The organism is Citrobacter amalonaticus, assembly GCF_001559075.2.
In the GTDB taxonomy this organism is placed as follows: domain Bacteria; phylum Pseudomonadota; class Gammaproteobacteria; order Enterobacterales; family Enterobacteriaceae; genus Citrobacter_A; species Citrobacter_A amalonaticus_F.
This window is the reverse complement of the sequence record NZ_CP014015.2, coordinates 3,701,626-3,718,782: the sequence shown is the minus strand read 5'-3', so window position 1 is coordinate 3,718,782 and position 17,157 is coordinate 3,701,626. Positions and strand designations below refer to the sequence as shown.

The 17,157-nt window shown below is 55.6% G+C and carries 13 protein-coding genes; 1 reads left to right on the top strand and 12 read right to left on the bottom strand.

Translation table 11 applies throughout. From position 1 onward, the window contains the following. Positions 1 to 125: 125 nt before the first annotated feature. The 4 genes from mukB to cmoM are packed head-to-tail and all read right to left on the bottom strand — an operon-like array spanning position 126 to position 7,376. Entirely contained in the window at positions 126 to 4,586 is a 4,461-nt protein-coding gene (gene mukB, locus AL479_RS17880) for a chromosome partition protein MukB (RefSeq protein ID WP_061077035.1), read from the bottom strand. Next, positions 4,586 to 5,290, bottom strand: a complete 705-nt coding sequence (gene mukE / locus AL479_RS17875) for a chromosome partition protein MukE (RefSeq protein ID WP_061077034.1) — start codon at positions 5,288 to 5,290, stop codon at positions 4,586 to 4,588. Before mukE ends, mukB begins: the two co-directional genes overlap by 1 nt. Then, on the bottom strand, positions 5,271 to 6,593 hold the full coding sequence (mukF, locus tag AL479_RS17870) for a chromosome partition protein MukF (RefSeq protein WP_042320184.1): 1,323 nt from the start codon (positions 6,591 to 6,593) through the stop codon (positions 5,271 to 5,273). Before mukF ends, mukE begins: the two co-directional genes overlap by 20 nt. A 3-nt stretch (positions 6,594 to 6,596) precedes the next feature. Continuing rightward, positions 6,597 to 7,376 (bottom strand): tRNA uridine 5-oxyacetic acid(34) methyltransferase CmoM, encoded by a 780-nt coding sequence (gene cmoM, locus AL479_RS17865; protein ID WP_061077033.1) that lies wholly within the window; start codon positions 7,374 to 7,376, stop codon positions 6,597 to 6,599. A 135-nt stretch (positions 7,377 to 7,511) separates the two neighbouring features. Here cmoM and elyC point away from each other — a divergent pair, with 135 nt between their 5' ends. After that, a complete protein-coding gene (gene elyC, locus AL479_RS17860; RefSeq protein ID WP_061077032.1) occupies positions 7,512 to 8,291 on the top strand; it encodes an envelope biogenesis factor ElyC in 780 nt (259 codons plus the stop codon). Here the strand turns inward: elyC and AL479_RS17855 are convergent. From AL479_RS17855 to ihfB, 8 genes are all read right to left on the bottom strand, one after another. Beyond that, a complete protein-coding gene (locus AL479_RS17855; RefSeq protein ID WP_061077031.1) occupies positions 8,268 to 9,161 on the bottom strand; it encodes a YcbJ family phosphotransferase in 894 nt (297 codons plus the stop codon). The two genes, elyC and AL479_RS17855, sit on opposite strands and share 24 nt — an antisense overlap. 152 nt (positions 9,162 to 9,313) lie before the next feature. After that, a complete protein-coding gene (gene kdsB / locus AL479_RS17850) occupies positions 9,314 to 10,060 on the bottom strand; it encodes a 3-deoxy-manno-octulosonate cytidylyltransferase (RefSeq protein WP_061077030.1) in 747 nt (248 codons plus the stop codon). Further along, a complete protein-coding gene (ycaR, locus tag AL479_RS17845; protein WP_042320194.1) occupies positions 10,057 to 10,239 on the bottom strand; it encodes a protein YcaR in 183 nt (60 codons plus the stop codon). Before ycaR ends, kdsB begins: the two co-directional genes overlap by 4 nt. Positions 10,240 to 10,290: 51 nt before the next feature. Next, on the bottom strand, positions 10,291 to 11,523 hold the full coding sequence (locus AL479_RS17840; protein ID WP_061077029.1) for a winged helix-turn-helix domain-containing protein: 1,233 nt from the start codon (positions 11,521 to 11,523) through the stop codon (positions 10,291 to 10,293). A 41-nt stretch (positions 11,524 to 11,564) separates the two neighbouring features. Beyond that, positions 11,565 to 12,542, bottom strand: coding sequence for a tetraacyldisaccharide 4'-kinase (gene lpxK / locus AL479_RS17835; RefSeq protein ID WP_061077028.1), 978 nt, complete (start codon positions 12,540 to 12,542; stop codon positions 11,565 to 11,567). Next, a complete protein-coding gene (msbA, locus tag AL479_RS17830; RefSeq protein ID WP_061077027.1) occupies positions 12,539 to 14,287 on the bottom strand; it encodes a lipid A ABC transporter ATP-binding protein/permease MsbA in 1,749 nt (582 codons plus the stop codon). Before msbA ends, lpxK begins: the two co-directional genes overlap by 4 nt. Positions 14,288 to 14,323: 36 nt before the next feature. Further along, the gene (locus AL479_RS17825) at positions 14,324 to 16,588 is read right to left on the bottom strand and encodes a ComEC family protein (RefSeq protein WP_061077026.1); all 2,265 of its coding nucleotides are present in this window, start codon (positions 16,586 to 16,588) and stop codon (positions 14,324 to 14,326) included. A gap of 203 nt (positions 16,589 to 16,791) precedes the next feature. Further along, the gene (gene ihfB / locus AL479_RS17820; protein WP_002463068.1) at positions 16,792 to 17,076 is read right to left on the bottom strand and encodes an integration host factor subunit beta; all 285 of its coding nucleotides are present in this window, start codon (positions 17,074 to 17,076) and stop codon (positions 16,792 to 16,794) included. Between the last annotated feature and the right edge of the window lie 81 nt (positions 17,077 to 17,157).

The window sequence follows — 17,157 nt, the reverse complement described above, 5'->3', positions numbered from 1 at the left end:
TTCCTTCATTATAGAAAGGCTGATATGCGATTGCCTAACCTAATGTAAAGAAGTTTAAAGAAAATGCACCTGAAATCCATAGTTTAAGAAATGAAAAAGACGGCTTTTCAGCCGTCTTTAGGGTTTTAGCTGGCTTCTGACGGGGCATCAGCCTCGCCGGGGAGCGGATCCGGCAACTGCGGCGCAAACCCGCGTAGCCCGACCACATGGACGTGTTCCGTATTCTGGAAGACTTTACGGACCAGCTTATAGGTAGTGCCCTTCTCCGGACTGATGTTTTCCGGCGCCGCGATAATGAGCTGCATCTGCAAACGCTCACAGAGTTCAAACAGCGTCGCGATGGAGCGCGCATCCAGACGGGCGGCTTCATCAAGGAACAGCAGGCGGCATGGCGAAATATCTTTCCCGCGCAGTCGGCGCGCTTCATCTTCCCAGCTTTGAACCACCATCACCAGGATCGACATCCCGGTACCGATCGCTTCACCGGTCGACAGCGCACCGGACTCCGCACGCAGCCAGCCGTCAGAACCACGGTTAACTTCCACTTCCATTTCGAGATAGTTACGGTAGTCCAGCAACTCCTCGCCAATGGTTTGCGGCGTACGCTGTCCCATGTCGATTTGTGGGTTCAGGCGTTGATAAAGCTTCGCCAGCGCTTCCGAGAAGGTCAGACGGTTGCTGTTGAACAGATCCTGGTGCTGCTCATGCTGTTCAGACAGCACTTCCAGCAGCGTGGCATGGGTTTCACGCACATTCACGTTCAGACGCACGCTGTGAACCTGGCCGAACGACACGCTCTGCAGCCCCTGGTTGAGCTGACGGATACGGTTCTGCTCGCGCTGGATGGTCTTGCGAATAATATTCGCCACGCTACGTGAGCTGATCGCCAGTTTCTGTTCGCGGGAGGTCAGCTCTTCAGTCAGACGGCCCAGCTCGATTTCCATCTGTTCGATGGCTTCCACTGGATCGTCGGTACGAATGATATCCTGACGGATACGTTCGCGCAGATGCTGATACACCGCGACAAAGAACTGGATCTTACGTTCCGGACGTTTCGGATCTTCCGACAGACGCAAGACATCACGCAGATGTTCGTTATCAGCGACCGCCAGACGCAGCGCACCCAGCGCCTTATCCGACATAGAACGCAGTTCATCACCCGAGAGATAGGCCAGCTCACGGCGGTGCAGGCGACGCTCGACGCCGCTGTCTTTCACCAGTCGCATCACTGCACACCAGCCGGCTTTCGCGGTCACCACCTGCTCACGCATTTCGTGGTAATCGCGTTCCAGTTTGCGCAGTTTGCGGGTCAGGTTATCCATCTCCGCTTCACAGAAGGTAAGCGCTTTTTCAAGCTGGTTACGCCGCGCACGGTTGTTGCTGAGTTGCGAATGCAGTTCATCGCGACGAATGCGCGCACGCTCTTCCGCCCCGCTATCGGCACGAACGCCGATATCCTGCAATTCACGCTGTAAATCGTTAAGCAGCTCTTTCTTGGTATCGTAAGAGCTTTTCAGCGAAGCCAGAACCTGATTGTACTGACTCAGTTGCGCCGCATGACCACGCAGGGCTTCACGGGCGCGGGTACGTTCAGCTTCCGCATGTTCCAGTCGCTCACGCAGTTTTTCGTTCAGATCGCTGTTGCCGCTGAGCATTTCCGCTGAGTCGGAATAGCCGAAGTGCGCACGGCGCTGAACCACTTCGGTCAGCGCAAACGCCTGCTGACGCGCATCACGCTGCGTCTGCTGGGAGTATGCGTAATCTTCTTTCAGTTGTTCAAACTGTTCCGGATCGCTCTGCAACACCGAAACCATCGGTTCCAGTTTCGCCAGTTGGTTGCCGTGCTGCTGTACAAAGCGCGCGGCTTCTTGCGCTTCATCCAGACGCTCGCGGATCTCCTCGACGCGATCCGCCAGACTGTCGTCAGCCAGCAAATTCAGACGCGGCAGCAGGCGGTTCAGCGCGGCAACGCCCTCTTTCGCCTGCTCGTACTGCAGACGCTGCTGCTGGTTGTCGTTTTCGTGGGCGGTCAGCGCACGTTCCAGTTCAACGCGACGGCTGTTGAGCTGGCGAATTTCGGCTTCCGGATCGGATTCAAAGGCCACCGAAAGATGGCTGCCAATGAAGCGGCTGAACGCCTGATGCAGGCGCTGCGTTTTCTGAACGTCAAAAGAGAGCGTGGCAAAACGCTCGGATAATCCTTCACGCTCGGCATGCAGCGTTTCGATACGGTTTTCTCGCGCCGCACGGCCAAACAGCGGTACGGACGGGAATCGCGAGTAGCGCCACTGGCGATCGGCAATCTTCACCACCACCGCTTTTTCCAGTTCGTCAACGCTGAAGACGCTGTCATCAAACGACTGCGGATCCCCTTCGATCAGATACAAATCTTCCGGGCAATCCGTTAACCCTTCTAGTTGCTCAGAGATCAGCGACAGATCCGGCACCACGATGGCGTGACGCGACGGACCATACAGCGCGGAGAAGTACGGAGCATCTTCAAGACTGACGTCGTCATAAATTTCTGACAGCAGCACGCCGCCAAAGCGTTCCGCCAGCGCGTTCAGACGCTGATCTTCCGAACCACCAGGCTGACTTAAACGTTCGATCTCTTCGTCAACGGCATTCTTGCGGGCGCCAACTTCATCGCGTTCCACAATCGCTTCACGTTCACGCTCAAGCAATTGCTGCAGATATTCGGTCACTTCCTGGCTGGACGTAAACTCTTCGCCACACTGCTCGCTGAGCTGGCTCAGGCTGTTTTGCGCCGCCAGCCAGACGGGGGCACGCTGCATGAGATGCTGAATGCGGGACTGTAGCTGTTCCTGCTCCTGACGCAGCGCCATGCGCTGTTCATGCGCGCTGGAAACGTTGTCAGACAGCGAGGCGATACGCGCTTCCAGTTCCTGATGCAGGGCTTCCAGTTCGTCAATATCGAAATTTTTGCCCTGACGTTTACAGAATTCCGCCAACAGACGTTCAGCTTCTTGTTGCTCGCGCAGGCGCTGTTCCAGTTCGCTCAGTCGCATACGCAGCGACTGCGCCTGTTCCGCCAGGTGACGCTGGTCAACGCCTTCGCGCAGCAGTTCGCGCGCCACGTCCCAGGCCTCATTTCGCGCCAGCGGGCCATTGATCGCCACCACCAGCTGATAGGCCTGCTCGAACTGACTGTGCGCGGTTTGCGCCACGCTCATTTTCTGTTCCAGCGAAAGCATTTTTTCGGTGGCTTCCTGCTCTTTCGCCTGGAAGGTTTCCAGCCACTCGGCGGCGCTATCGGCCGTCAGGTCCGGCAGATGACACACCGCTCTGGCGCGCTCCAGCGCCGAGATCGCCTGGTTGTACTGGATGGCGCGGGTCTGCTGAACGTCCAGCGCCTGCTGGTAATCCGCCAGTTGGCTTTTCAGCTCATCCACTTCCAGCTCGGCAGCTTCAGCGCGGGCTTCGTTCTCTTCCTGACGATCGGCGGCTTCCGCCACCACTTCGTTTTGTTCTTCGAGACGGATCTGCAGCTCGTCGAGATCCGCAGCATAACGTTCAATTTTTTCCTGCTGACGCAACGCCGTTTGCACCAGGTTCAGGTGATCGCTCGCCGCCTGATAATCGGCTTCGAGATCGCCTTCCGCGCCGTTGTGCTCGCCCAACTCACGCGCCATGTCGACGTGTTTATACTGCTCCGCCGCCAGCTGTTTGCGCGACGTGTACAATTCGCGACGGAATTCCAGCGCTTTATCGAGGTGGATCCGGCGCTCATTGGCGTGGCGCATATAGTCCGCCGCCACATAGTTGGTGGCTTCGCTGATCAGGTGTTTAAACAGATCGCGATCGGACTGGGTCACGCGAATAGCTTCCAGCGTCAGGCGGTTTTCCCGCAGCGCGGCTTCCATATCCTGGAACGCCTTACGCACCCCGCTGTTTTCCGGCAACAGGTAGTCGCGCAGAGAACGGGTGATCGCGCTGGAAATCCCGCCGTACAGCGAGGCTTCAATCAGGCGATAGAATTTACTACGGTCAGACGCAGAGCGCAGACGACGGGCGATGAGGCCCAGGTCGAACATCAGCGAATGGTAATCGGTGATCGAGTTGAACTGCTTAAACTGCACGCCTTCCATCTCGTCGAGCTTCTCTTTCAGCTCCGTCAACGGCAGGACGCGCGCCTGACGTTCATTCAGCGTCTCCGTCACCAGTTGCGTGGGCTGCACAGACATCGGCAGTCCCTGAATGGCAAACGGTTTGATATCGACTTTACGGTCGCGTCCGGCAACCTGCTGCAAACGCACACCCACCACCACGCGCTGATGGCGCGAGTTGATCGTATCAAGCATCGAATAACAGACGCCCGCTTTCAGCTTACCGTGCAGACCTTTGTCGCGCGAGCCGCTGGTCGCGCCTGCTTCGGTGGTGTTACGGAAGTGCAGCAGGGTTAAATCCGGGATTAGCGCCGTGACGAACGCCGCCATGGTGGTGGATTTCCCCGCGCCGTTCCCCCCGGAAAGCGTGGTAACCAGTTCATCCAGGTCAAAGGTACGGGCAAAGAAACCGTTCCAGTTAATCAGCGTTAGTGAGCGAAATTTACCGCGTTCAATCATTATTCTTCTTCTCCACTGTCCGGCTGATTCTCTTCGGTCTCATCATTGAGCTGCAGGTGGTTTTCGACCGGCATCGCTTCGCCATCGCGGATCAGACGACGCTGCGCTTCCCGCGGATCATCGCCACTGCGCACATCCGCGCCAAAGCGGAACACCGATTCCGTAATGCGGAATTTGCTGCTGTCGTGTCCCATAAACCACACCATACCTAAACGGCGAAGACGGTTTAACGACGAGCGCATTTTTTCCTGTAACTTCTGGCGGTCGACGTCGGAGCCGGTTGAGCGGTTATTCACCAGCTTCAACAGTTTGGCTTCGTCAGCCAGCGTCAGCAGCTCGTCGTACAATTCCTGCTGAGTGAAAATCCCCTCGTTCGCCAGCCGCTCCGGACTGAGATAGAGGTAGCAGAGAATTTTACCGACCATCATGTCCAGTTCAGACAACACGGAACGCGGGATAATGGTCGTTGAACGCGGACGCAGGTAGAAGAATCCTTCCGGCGCGCGGATCAGTTCCACGTTATAGCGGCTGTAAAACTCTTCCAGATAGTCCTGAAAGTCCATCAGAAAGGCATGATTATCCAGTTCATCCAGGCCAATGTGGCGGCCTGAACGTAATGCGCTGTCCAGCGCCGGAAATAACGGATTCGCCAGCGCCTGCGCCAGCTTAACCGGCATCACTTGTTCAATATTTGTCAATGACATGCGCCTGTACCTTGGCTCCGTAATCATTAATCGGCTGCCATTTGGCTGGCAGTCCGGTGAAGTCTGCTTGCGCTACGCCAAGGCGTACCGCCTGATCGATAACAATGCGCGCGACGTCAAAATGACGCGCACGCGGGTATTGCGCAAGATACTCGCGCACTACCAGACCGAGATCTAGCGGCGTCTCTTTCGATTTATAGATAGCCAGTTGGCCTTCGATAATCGCCGCCAGCTGTTCGCGGATCTCGTTAAACTCTTCGTACTCTAAATCTGGCGGAAGTTCCCCGGTGACCTCTTCATCACGCAGCGCCATCTCTTCGTCACGCATATCCAACAGACGATCGGCGTTGGCATAGGTCAGCGCCCACGGCTCGTCAAAGTAGGTCTGTACCGACTGACGTAAGCGCTGGGCAAAGACGCGGTTTTTATCCATATCGATGGCGGTACGGATAAATTTGTGGACATGGCGGTCATAGCCAATCCACAGGTCGATCGACTGCTGACCCCAACTGATAATACGATCGAGCTTGCTTTGCAGGTCAAACACCAGGCGATCAACAAAATGCAGATCGTCATGGGCCAGCGTTGCATCCTGGATACGCAGCAGATTGGCCTGCAATTTATCGCCTGCCGCTTCCAGCGTATCCTGCAGTTCGCGCAGGGTACCTGACGTTTCTGACAGTAGCAGTTCACAGCTCGAAATCGCCGCGCGCCAGTCTTTATTCAGCAGTTGCGCGATATCATCTTTCACCTGCTGCTGCTGTTCATCCATGATGCGCTGAGTCAGATCGATACTGTCGAAAATCTCAGCGACCGAATACTTGAGCGGCGCATAAACGTTGCGATGCCAGTGGAACTCATCGCCGCCCTCATCGGCGGCATCCGCCGCGCGCTTGAGCTCACCCGCCACGATCGACAACTGCATTGACAGACGCAGTGTGGAAAATTCACGTTGGCGAATATAGTAATCGGTAATGCCAATGCCGAGCGGCGTCAAACGATAAATCGCGTTCCCTTCTGCCTGCTCACTGGTAAAGCGGTTCAGCAGACGTTGACGCACCATATCGTTGATCGCATTGTTCGCGCGCACGCCAATGGTTTCGCTGGTTTGCTCAAACGCATCACTTACATGGCGGAACGCATCCACCAGTTCGCCTTCGCTCATCTCACCGTCCAGGCGCTCGCCGTTCAGCGTGGCCACCGCCAGCAGAAACGAGAGTCGGTCTACCGGCAGCGAGATAGAGAAGTCATTTTTTCTGGCCCAGGCAACCAGTTCGGGGACTGTCTGGGAAAATTCACTCATAGGTTATCCTTGCATCTGCGGTTTACGCGCGGTGACGTGAATGTAACGACCCAGGCTGACATACGGCTCCTGGCGACAGTAACGCGTTTCTAATTCAAGCAATATCTCATAGCAGTCACGCTGCTGATGTTTCTCACGCAGATAATCATGAAACACGCGCACCCCGGTTTTCCCGGTGATCTGCCAGCCCATCTGTTCCAGCCACTGGTAAACCTCTTCTGGCTCACGCGGATAGTCTGGCGACAGGGTACGCTTCTTACGTTTGGGCATCCCTATCTGCACGTAGTCAAAGTTCCCCGCCACCATGTTATGCATCAACAGGCCGTTGGCATTGTAGAACATTAACGACAGTACGCCACCGGGACGCAATACCGACCAGAGGGTCTCTAACACACTGACCGGATCGGCGACCCACTCCAGCACAGCGTGAAACAATATCAGATCAACGGAGCTTTCCAAATGCGAAGCGACGTCCTGAGCAGCGCATTGTATAAAATGCATGTTGTGGCTCACACCTTTGGCTTCTGCCGCCCGTTGCGCACGGGCAATCATCTCAGCGGAGACGTCACACAACGTCACGTGATGACCACGTTCTGCCATTTTAATGGCCGTCTGTCCTTCACCGCCGCCAGCGTCCAGCACACGCAATTGTTGTGAGCCAAAGTCCGCCAGAATACGGTCGAGATCCTGCCACAGGATCGCCTGCCTTAGCTGCCCTTTTGTGGTGCCGTAAATATTACGGGAAAACTTCTCAGCAATGTCATCAAAATTGCGATCCCGCATCGGGCTCTCCACAGGCTGGCTTAGGTGTTCTCTGATAAAACCGCTATTTTGTCACACCCGCGCGGAGAATGAACCTCTCTGGTGTAATATCGCGATTATTCTTCTGCTGTATGGTCAAAAAAGGAACCAAAAAGGATGCTTTTTACACTGAAGAAAGTGATTGGCGGCATGCTGCTGCCTCTCCCTTTTCTGCTCTTGATGATGGGTATCGGCCTGGCGCTGTTGTGGTGTAGCCGTTTTCAGAAAACCGGCAAGGTATTTATCAGCCTTAGTTGGCTGGCGCTGTTCCTGCTCAGCCTGCAACCCGTTGCTGACCATCTGCTGCGCCCGATAGAAAATAGCTACCCAACCTGGCAGGATACGCAGAAAGTCAAATACATCGTCGTGCTGGGCGGTGGCTATACCTGGAATCCACAGTGGGCGCCCAGTTCCAACCTGATTAACAACAGTTTGCCACGTCTTAATGAGGGAATACGTTTGTGGCGGGCTAATCCGGGTTCGAAATTGATTTTTACCGGCGCGAATGCCAGAACCAATCCGGTGAGTACGGCAGAGGCTGGCGCGCGGGTGGCGCAATCGTTGGGTGTGCCGGGAGAAGATATCATTACGCTCGACAAGCCCAAGGATACAGAGGAAGAAGCTGCTGCCGTGAAGCAGGCCATCGGCGACGCGCCATTCCTGCTGGTTACTTCCGCCTCTCATCTGCCGCGAGCAATGATTTTCTTTCAGCAGGCCGGGTTAAATCCACTGCCGGCGCCGGCGAATCAACTGGCTATCGATTCCCCGTTGAATCCATGGGAGCGGGCAATCCCCTCTCCCGTATGGTTGATGCATAGCGATCGCGCAAGCTACGAGATGCTAGGAAGAGTCTGGCAGCGGTTGAAAGGCTCGTCAGGCGAGCCAGGGCAGAAGTGATTTCGCAGCGAGATCAAAATGAGATCGGTTAAAGCGCCCGGTATTGACCAGTTGCGCAACTTCATCCCATAACACATATAACCAACGCCGCCAGATGAACGATTCCGCCACTGGCGCGCGTTGCAGGTAGTGCCAGAGCAGCCCTTCCGCCAGTGTGTTATCTACCAGCCGGAACAGTTCGTACTCCCGTGGTGCCCAGAGCATAATACCAGGCCCCACCATCGCCAGAAGCTGGTCGCTCCGGGCGTCTTTTAACATGCTGCGCAGACTAAAATTGCCATGCACCAGTACACAGTTGTCGTTAAAGCCTTCAAACAGCGCTGGCAGACATTCGCGGGTGCGAAACAGAATGCGTTTATCCTGCATCGTTAGCCCGGTGTTGTTGAACTGATTGAGCGTACTCCAGAGCACCTCAACCCGCTGGCGGTACCAGGAAGGCCAGATATTCTCCTGCGTATTGTCCACCGCGCCGACACAACCCCGACTATCCTGGCGGTGCCAGGCCAGTAACCCTTCGACAATCTGATCTTTGAGCTGCTCCCAGCGCTCCGGCGTCCGGGCCGGCGCTTCAACCGGGACGCCGCGCAGACGTTCCAGCAGTAAGACATCCGGACCGGGATGTTCATCGTGAGTCATCACCCCGTAAATGACCGGCATTCGCACAGTGCCGCTACGCGCTAACATGGTGGTTTTCCAGGCCAGTTGTTGTGCGACTCCCGGCGTGGTGAAACTTTGGGCCATCAGCGGCATCGGGTTGCCCTGGCTGTCATAGAGCGACCACAGTGCTGTGTCGACTTTTTCATTCACGCATTCAATGCGGCTCAGTTTTTCGCCTAGTAAATGACTTAATTCGGCGCGCAGCTGTTCCATTCAGATTGCCCTCATAAAAGCTACTGCTTTTATAATGAGCGCCACACCGACGGATGTCACCCAGATGAGATCAATTGTTGAAAAGAAAAAACGTGGAAAATCGTAACGGTACGACACTCCTCTCACTACAGAGCGGAGTGTCGTAAAGAAAATTAACGCATTTCAGCGCGAACGCGCTCGAGGTCTTCTGCGGTATCAACACCGGTACCAGGCACTTCTTTTGCCACGGCCACATGGATTTTTTCGCCGTACCACAGCACGCGGAGTTGCTCCAGCATCTCGATGTTTTCCAGCGGGCTGGGCTGCCAGCTCACATAGCGGCGGATAAAGCCGGCGCGGTAACCGTAAATGCCGAGGTGGCGCAGGAAATTATCGCTAACGGTCTCGCGGCTTTTCGCAAAACGATCGCGATCCCAGGGGATCGTCGCACGCGAGAAATACAGCGCATAGCCTTCGGCATCCAGTACCACCTTCACTGCATTCGGATTGAACGCCTCTTCTGCGCTATGAATCGGTGCCGCGAGCGTGGCCATTCCAACCTGACGCTGCGCCAGGTTTTCTGCCACCTGGCGAATAATGATGGCCGGGATCATCGGCTCATCACCCTGCACGTTGACAATCACGGTGTCATCGCTGAAACCACACTTCTCGACCACCTCAGCCAGACGTTCTGTCCCGGACTGGTGATCGACGCGGGTCATGCACACTTCCCCACCGGCTGCTTCAACGGCGCGTGCGACGTCTTCATGATCGGTCGCGACGATAATGCGCTCAGCGCCGGATTCACGGGCGCGTTCCAGCACATGCACAATCATCGGTTTACCGTTGATATCCTGCAACGGTTTACCCGGCAGACGCGTGGAGGCGTAGCGGGCAGGAATAATGACGACAAAACTCATGATTTACGCTCATCAGCCGCTAATACGCGGGCCTCGGTTTCCAGCAAAACGGGAATGCCATCGCGCAACGGAAAAGCGAGGTTATCCAGTTTGCAGATCAGTTCTTGTTTTTCCTGGTTGTACCAGAGTTTGCCGTTACAGACCGGGCAGGCAACGATTTCAAGCAGTCGATGATCCATAGTTCCTCCAGATGGACCGGGTAATGAATGAGGAAATCTTATCATACTCGCTCATGCGACTGCGTCTATTTCCCACCCCTGCCGACATTGCGTAAATATCCCTTCCGGACAGTGACCCAGCGTTACGCGAACCGCATTCTGCCAGCGAGCAAAATCGGTTATCGCCTGCTGTAACCCGTTTTGCAGCGTCCCCCCCGGCTTTACGCCTTCCTGCAGATAGAGAGAAATCACTTCCAGCACGCCCGTTTTACGGTGCATTTTGGCGTCCATCCGTCCCACCAACTGACCCCGGTGCAGTAAAGGCAGGACAAAATAACCATACTGGCGCTTCGGAGCTGGCGTGTAGCACTCCAGCCGATAGCTGAAATCGAACAGTTGCTCCGCACGTTTTCGGTCCCAAACTACCGGATCAAACGGCGACAGTACCGCGCTATGCGTCGCTGTCAGCTTTCCTGTCTGCGCCTGTTCAAGCAGCGGCAGCAAATCCGCATGCAACCACAGCCGACCAAGATTTTCGACCTCTACCGGAATGATGTGCTGCTGTTCAGCCCGCACGTCGCGCCAGTTTTGTAATTCAGGACGTTTCAGACGGTAGTAATCTGCCAGCCACTGCTCACGAAAAATGCCCAGGCTGCGCGCACTGTTGTCCAGCATGACAGACTCTGCTTGTGTCCGGGGTAGCAAATCGCGTTCGTCATCCCAGTGTGGCATCACGCGATGCGTGAGATCGTACACGCGCTGGAAATTGCGTCGTTCAATCACCATCACTTTTCCTGCCGTAAACAGCCCTTCCAGATGCAGCTTGTGCGGCTTCCAGTCCCACCAGCCGCTGTTGCCTTTACGCGGATGCTCAAAGTCCGCCGAGCGTACTGGTCCATTTTGATGGATATGCTGCAACAGTTGCTCAATTTCGCCGGCATGTTCTTTCATCCACGCAGCCTGGTACTTCCAGCCCATTTTTTCAGGTGCCAGCATCCGGTGGCGTATCAGCGTAAAATCACTACGCGGCAGGAAACAGGCCTCATGGGCCCAGTACTCCATCAGTTCACCCTGCGTCAACGCATCATCCAGCCACTGTGTGGTGTAATTGCCCAGTCGGCTGAACAACACAAGGTAGGGGCTGCGGGCGACAATATTGATGGTATCGATTTGCAGCAGCGACATACGGGTAATCGTCGGCAGGATATCGCTTGCCAGCGCACGACGGCGTGGTTTTTTTAACAATCCCTGAGCAGCGAGATGAAGGTTACGGGCATCCGTAAGTGAGAGGTACGGCAACGACATTCATGATTCCCTCATTTGTACGCTGCCGTCATGGTGGTGCGCTAACACGTCAGCGAGATCAATTTTTCGAGTAATGTCTCAGGTTCAGTCCCCGATAAATGTGCATCGACAGGAAGATACCACCAGTTGTCTTCCGCAAAGGCGCGGCACTTCACGGCGTCCTTCTCCGTCATGACCAGCGTTTGCGACCTGTTCAGTAAGCCGTTGACATCACGCGAAGTCAATGCCTGATGATCCGCCAGCGGAACACATTTCTGCGGCTGTACGCCACAGGCCTCTAACGTGGCAAAAAAGCGCGGCGGATGACCAATACCGGCCATTGCCACGACATTTTGCAGTTGCGCGACGTCACGACGCTCACCGGTACGCAGGTTCACGGCCAGTCCTGGCGCCAGATGCATCGGGATCTCTCCCGCCTGCGGGATACCGCCATTGACGATAACCGCATCCACCGTTTTCAGGCGACCAGCCCGCTCCCGCATCGGACCTGCCGGTAGCCACCAGCCGTTGCCGAAGCGACGAACGCCATCAACCACCACTATCTCGACATCGCGGGCCAGACGGTAGTGCTGAAGACCATCATCGGTAACGATAATCTGCACATCGTGATGCGCCAGAATCGCCTTAACCGCGTCAGCCCGGTTGGGCGATACGGCAACCGGCGCGCCGGTGCGCTGATAAATCAGCACCGGTTCATCACCGGCTTCCGCCGTGGTGGTTTCGGCATTCAGCAGCAAGGGATAGGACGCCGCTTTACCGCCATAACCACGAGAAACCACCCCAACGCGAAGACCGCGCTGCTGGAGTTGTTCCACCAGCCAGATCACTACCGGCGTTTTGCCGTTGCCGCCCGCAGTCAGGTTACCGACCACCACCACCGGCACCGGTGCGCGCCAGGCGCGTTTGATCCCGAGCGTGTAGCACAGACGGATCGCCCCGCTCACCAGGCCGTATAGCCAGGAGAGTGGGAGTAACAGTCGCCACAAGGGCGACTCACCGGACCAGATGCGTGCGATCATTGACCAAATTGCATTTTGTGCAGTTGCGCGTAGACGCCGCGGTGTTCCAGCAGCGCGTTGTGCGTACCACGCTCCACAATCAGCCCATCTTCCACGACCACAATTTCATCGGCCTGTTCGATGGTTGAAAGACGGTGCGCAATCACCAGCGAGGTGCGGTTTTTCTGCAGTTCGTCCAGCGCCGCCTGAATGGCGCGCTCAGATTCGGTATCCAGCGCTGACGTAGCTTCATCAAGGATCAGAATCGGGCTGTCACGCAGCAAGGCGCGCGCAATGGCGATACGTTGGCGTTGACCACCGGAAAGCAGCACGCCGTTTTCACCGATCACCGTGTCAAGTCCGTCATCCATCTTATTGATAAAGTCCATGGCATAAGCCATACGAGCCGCTTCTTCGATCTGCTCACGGCTATACTGCTCAGTTCGCGCGTAGGCAATGTTATTCGCCACTGTGTCGTTGAACAGATGCACGTTCTGCGACACCAGTGCGACCTGATTACGTAACGAGGCCAGGGTGTACTCACGCAGATCGTGACCATCCATCAGGATCTCGCCTTCATTGATGTCATAGAAACGCGTGATCAGGCTGGCAATGGTTGATTTACCGGAACCTGAACGGCCCACCAGCGCAACGGTTTTACCCGCCGGAATTTTCAGGTTGATGTTGCGCAGCGCCGGCACTTCACGGCCTGGATAGGTAAAGGTGACATTGCGGAATTCCAGATCGCCGGTCGCACGCTCAATCACGCGTTTACCTTCGTCTTTTTCCTGCTCGCTATCCAGGATGGCAAATAAAGTCTGGCACGCGGCCATCCCGCGCTGAAACTGAGCGTTAACGTTGGTCAACGACTTCAGCGGACGCATCAGGGCGATCATTGAGGAGAAGACCACGGTGATTGTCCCTGCCGTCAGGCTGTCCATCACGCTTGGGAAGCTGGCCGCGTACAGCACAAACGCCAGCGCCAGTGAAGCAATTAACTGGATGATAGGATCGGAAATGGAAGAGGCAGAAACCATCTTCATCCCCTGCAAACGCATCTTGTTACTGACTTTGTCGAAGCGCTTCGTTTCCACTCCCTGACCACCGAAGATCAGTACCTCTTTGTGGCCTTTGAGCATCTGCTCCGCGCTGGTCGTCACCTGCCCCATCGTATTCTGCATGTTCTTACTGATAGCACGAAAACGTTTCGAGACTACGCGAATCGCGATCGACACAATAGGTGCCAGCACAACCAGGATGATCGACAGCTGCCAGCTGTAATAGAACATCATGATGAACAGGCCGATAATCGATGCGCCTTCGCGCACAACGGTAATCAGCGCACCGGAAGACGAAGAGGCGACCTGTTCAGAATCGTAAGTAATACGAGACAGCAGCGTGCCGGTGGATTGCTTGTCAAAGAAGGAAACCGGCATTCCCATCATATGACCAAACAGGCGACGACGCATGGTCATCACCACTTTGCCGGATACCCAGGAAATACAGTAGCTGGAGATATAGCTGGTGATACCACGTAATATCATCAGCCCAATAACCACCAGCGGCATCCAAAGCAACACTGAGCGATCTGTTTTACCAAAACCATCGTCCAGTAATGGTTTGAGGAGCGATAACATGAAGGTATCGCTGGCCGCGTTGAGGATTAACGCAACACCCGCCACGATCAGACCCGATTTGAAAGGCGCAATGGTTGGCCACAGTCGGCGAAACGTCTGCCACGTAGAGAGATCTTTATCGTTATGCATTCAAGAAACCAGCATCTGTTGAAATAGCCGCATATTCTACCCGTTATCGTCTGACACGCCAAACCACTGATGATACCAACGAGGTAAAATTTGCTCCCGCAGGCTGGTGACCTGCCAGCCCTGTGTTGAAAAATCCAGCGAAATTTGCCCCTGATGCGGGGTATCACACCATTGGTAACCCTGTTGCAGATAGCGCTGCTTCACCTTCCATGACGGCAGTCGCCAGGCGTTATAGCGTGAGGCGGAGACCAGCGCCACCTTGCCACTCGCGCGTTGAAGTAACGCCAATGAAGACGAGGTACTGCTGCCATGGTGCGGTACCTGGATTGCCGTCGCCGTAAGGTGCTGCCAGTAATGACTGAGCATTTTCAGTTCCGCGGGGGACTCTATATCGCCCGTCAGCAGAATACTGTGCGTACCATCATCAATCTTTACGACGCAGGAATGGTTATTCCCCTGCGTCGGGTCTCCTTTCAACGGCCAGTGCGCGCTAAAACGCAGTCCCTGCCATTGCCACATCTCACCGCGATAACACGGCAAATGCCCCTGCCAGCCTAACGGACTGCGCACCCAAAGCGTTGGCCAGGTTGCCTGCAAAGAGTGTAGTCCACCGCGATGGTCGAGATGCTCATGGCTGAGAATAATCCCTTCTGGCTGCAAGTGGTGCCAGCGCAGCCACGGAATAATCATCTGCTGTGCGCTGTCACCTCCCGGCCAGGCCAGCCCGGTATCATAGAGTAACGCTTTACCATTGCGGGCTATAACTATCGCCAACCCCTGCCCGACATCCAGCATGTGTACCTGCCAGGCGTCAGTACGTACCGGACTCCAGAACGGCCAGCTCAGTAACGCCAGCGTCGCCAGACAGAGACCGGGGAAAACGCGCCAGGCGATAAACCGCCAGCCGGGTAGCATCAGCCAGGGAGCAAAGACCAGCCACTGCCAACGGGCATCAACGTTGATCCACCCCGCAGGCAAATGATTGAGCGCCCAGAATAGTGCGGCCAGTGAGCGATCGGCCAGATACCAGAGTCCGCCCTCAAGAAGCAGCGGACCAGTGAGATGGGCCACCATTCCGGCGAGGATCAGCGGGACGCTGACAAACGTAACCAGTGGAACAGCAAACAGATTGGCGGCAAACGATGTCAGGCTGATGCCGTGAAACAGTGCGATTTGTAACGGCAAGAGCAACAGGGTAATCCCCAGTTGCAGATGTGCCAGTTCAACCAGCAAGCGCCCGGCGCGTGATGTGGGCCAGGTAGGGCAAGGAAACCATTGATACCAGAATAACAGAGCCGCAACGGCAAAGGCCGAAAGCCACAGGCTTTGCGAGATCGCGGCGACGGGATCGACAACCAGAATAGCCGCCAGACAGCAGCACCAGACTGACCATCCACTCCATTGCCGCCCGCTTAATTTTAGTGCGCCCCACACCAGCAGCGCCACCACCGTACGCAGCGCCGGAGGTTGTAATCCGGTCAACCAGGCGTAAAACGCAGCGCAAATAAGTCCACCGATCAGCGGGTGTTGCCAGCGGATTGCACCGACCGGAAGCAGAAACTGCACGCCGCGAATCAGAGCGGCTGCCAGTAAAGCCGCAAAAGCGATATGCAGACCGGAAATCGCCATCAGATGCGCCGTACCGGTATCACGCATGAGCGCTTTGACCTCCTGTGGCACCAGCAGGCGTTCCCCCATCCCCAGACCCAGGATCACCTGCTGCCAGGGATAGTTTTCCAGAGAGGCCGTTAACGAGGCGAGATAGCGGGCTCGCCAACTGCATTTGCTGTCGACAACCTTTGCCTGTAAAAAGCGGCCAGTGAGCGATTGATGCTGTGCCAGGGCATAACGCTGGCTATCAAATCCGCCGTCATTCAACTCGCCATGCATGGCGCGAACCTTCAGCGTCATCGCCCAACGTTGTCCCGCGCACGGCGCGATCGGCAAATATTGGTTATAAAGCACAATCCCGACGGCAGGGAAAAGACGATGCCCATTAAGATGCGTGATCAGCCCGGCATGCGTGGTCATGTTATCCGTAGCCGTAAGCTCGACGATGGTCTCCTGCGTGGCGACGGGCAACGTATTTCCCGCCCACAGCGACTGTTTCGCCGCCATGACGCCCCAGAGAAAAAACAGCAGGAGAAGCCCGGCGAACTGTGCCACTTTCCAGCGGAGCAGGCCTAGCAGACAGGCCAGCACAAACAGAAGGCTAACCACCCATTCCCCCGGCAGTGCAGGTAGCAAAAATAAAGGGAAAATCCCCCCTAATGCACACAGACTGACCGTCGTTAATTTCATACACACCTCCGTGTTGGCAGCAGTGTGCAGGTCTGAACCGGGATTGTCAGGAGGGGAATGAAGGATTTACGGCCATGATTCCGCGATTTTCATCGCCAGCCGGCAATGTGCAACATGAAATGCGAGCAGCATTCCAGGGCTGAAAAAAGGCAAGAAAAAAGCACCGTAAAGGTGCTTTTCTGAGGTTATGTTTTGCGAAAAACTTAACCGTAAATATTGGCGCGATCGCGCAGTTCTTTACCCGGCTTAAAGTGCGGAACGTATTTCCCTTCCAGATCCACTTTGTCGCCAGTCTTCGGGTTACGCCCGGTACGTGGTGCACGGTAGTGCAAAGAAAAGCTGCCGAAACCGCGGATTTCAATACGCTCGCCCTGTGCAAGAGTCGAGGCCATATGCTCCAGCATCTCTTTGACTGCATCTTCAACCGCTTTCGCGGGAATATGAGATTGCTGAGTGGCAAGTCTTTCAATCAATTCTGACTTGGTCATGATTCCTCCGGTTCCAATAAGCTGCTGCTGTTGCATTGATTAAGGGCGGCCGTAGCCGCCCTTTGTCATTGATTACAGAAC

Coding starts and splice junctions, on each gene's coding strand:
- mukB (WP_061077035.1), bottom strand. CDS start 4,586: ATGATTGAACGCGGTAAATTTCGCTCACTAACGCTGATTAACTGGAAC.
- mukE (WP_061077034.1), bottom strand. CDS start 5,290: ATGTCATTGACAAATATTGAACAAGTGATGCCGGTTAAGCTGGCGCAG.
- mukF (WP_042320184.1), bottom strand. CDS start 6,593: ATGAGTGAATTTTCCCAGACAGTCCCCGAACTGGTTGCCTGGGCCAGA.
- cmoM (WP_061077033.1), bottom strand. CDS start 7,376: ATGCGGGATCGCAATTTTGATGACATTGCTGAGAAGTTTTCCCGTAAT.
- elyC (WP_061077032.1), top strand. CDS start 7,512: ATGCTTTTTACACTGAAGAAAGTGATTGGCGGCATGCTGCTGCCTCTC.
- AL479_RS17855 (WP_061077031.1), bottom strand. CDS start 9,161: ATGGAACAGCTGCGCGCCGAATTAAGTCATTTACTAGGCGAAAAACTG.
- kdsB (WP_061077030.1), bottom strand. CDS start 10,060: ATGAGTTTTGTCGTCATTATTCCTGCCCGCTACGCCTCCACGCGTCTG.
- ycaR (WP_042320194.1), bottom strand. CDS start 10,239: ATGGATCATCGACTGCTTGAAATCGTTGCCTGCCCGGTCTGTAACGGC.
- AL479_RS17840 (WP_061077029.1), bottom strand. CDS start 11,523: ATGTCGTTGCCGTACCTCTCACTTACGGATGCCCGTAACCTTCATCTC.
- lpxK (WP_061077028.1), bottom strand. CDS start 12,542: ATGATCGCACGCATCTGGTCCGGTGAGTCGCCCTTGTGGCGACTGTTA.
- msbA (WP_061077027.1), bottom strand. CDS start 14,287: ATGCATAACGATAAAGATCTCTCTACGTGGCAGACGTTTCGCCGACTG.
- AL479_RS17825 (WP_061077026.1), bottom strand. CDS start 16,588: ATGAAATTAACGACGGTCAGTCTGTGTGCATTAGGGGGGATTTTCCCT.
- ihfB (WP_002463068.1), bottom strand. CDS start 17,076: ATGACCAAGTCAGAATTGATTGAAAGACTTGCCACTCAGCAATCTCAT.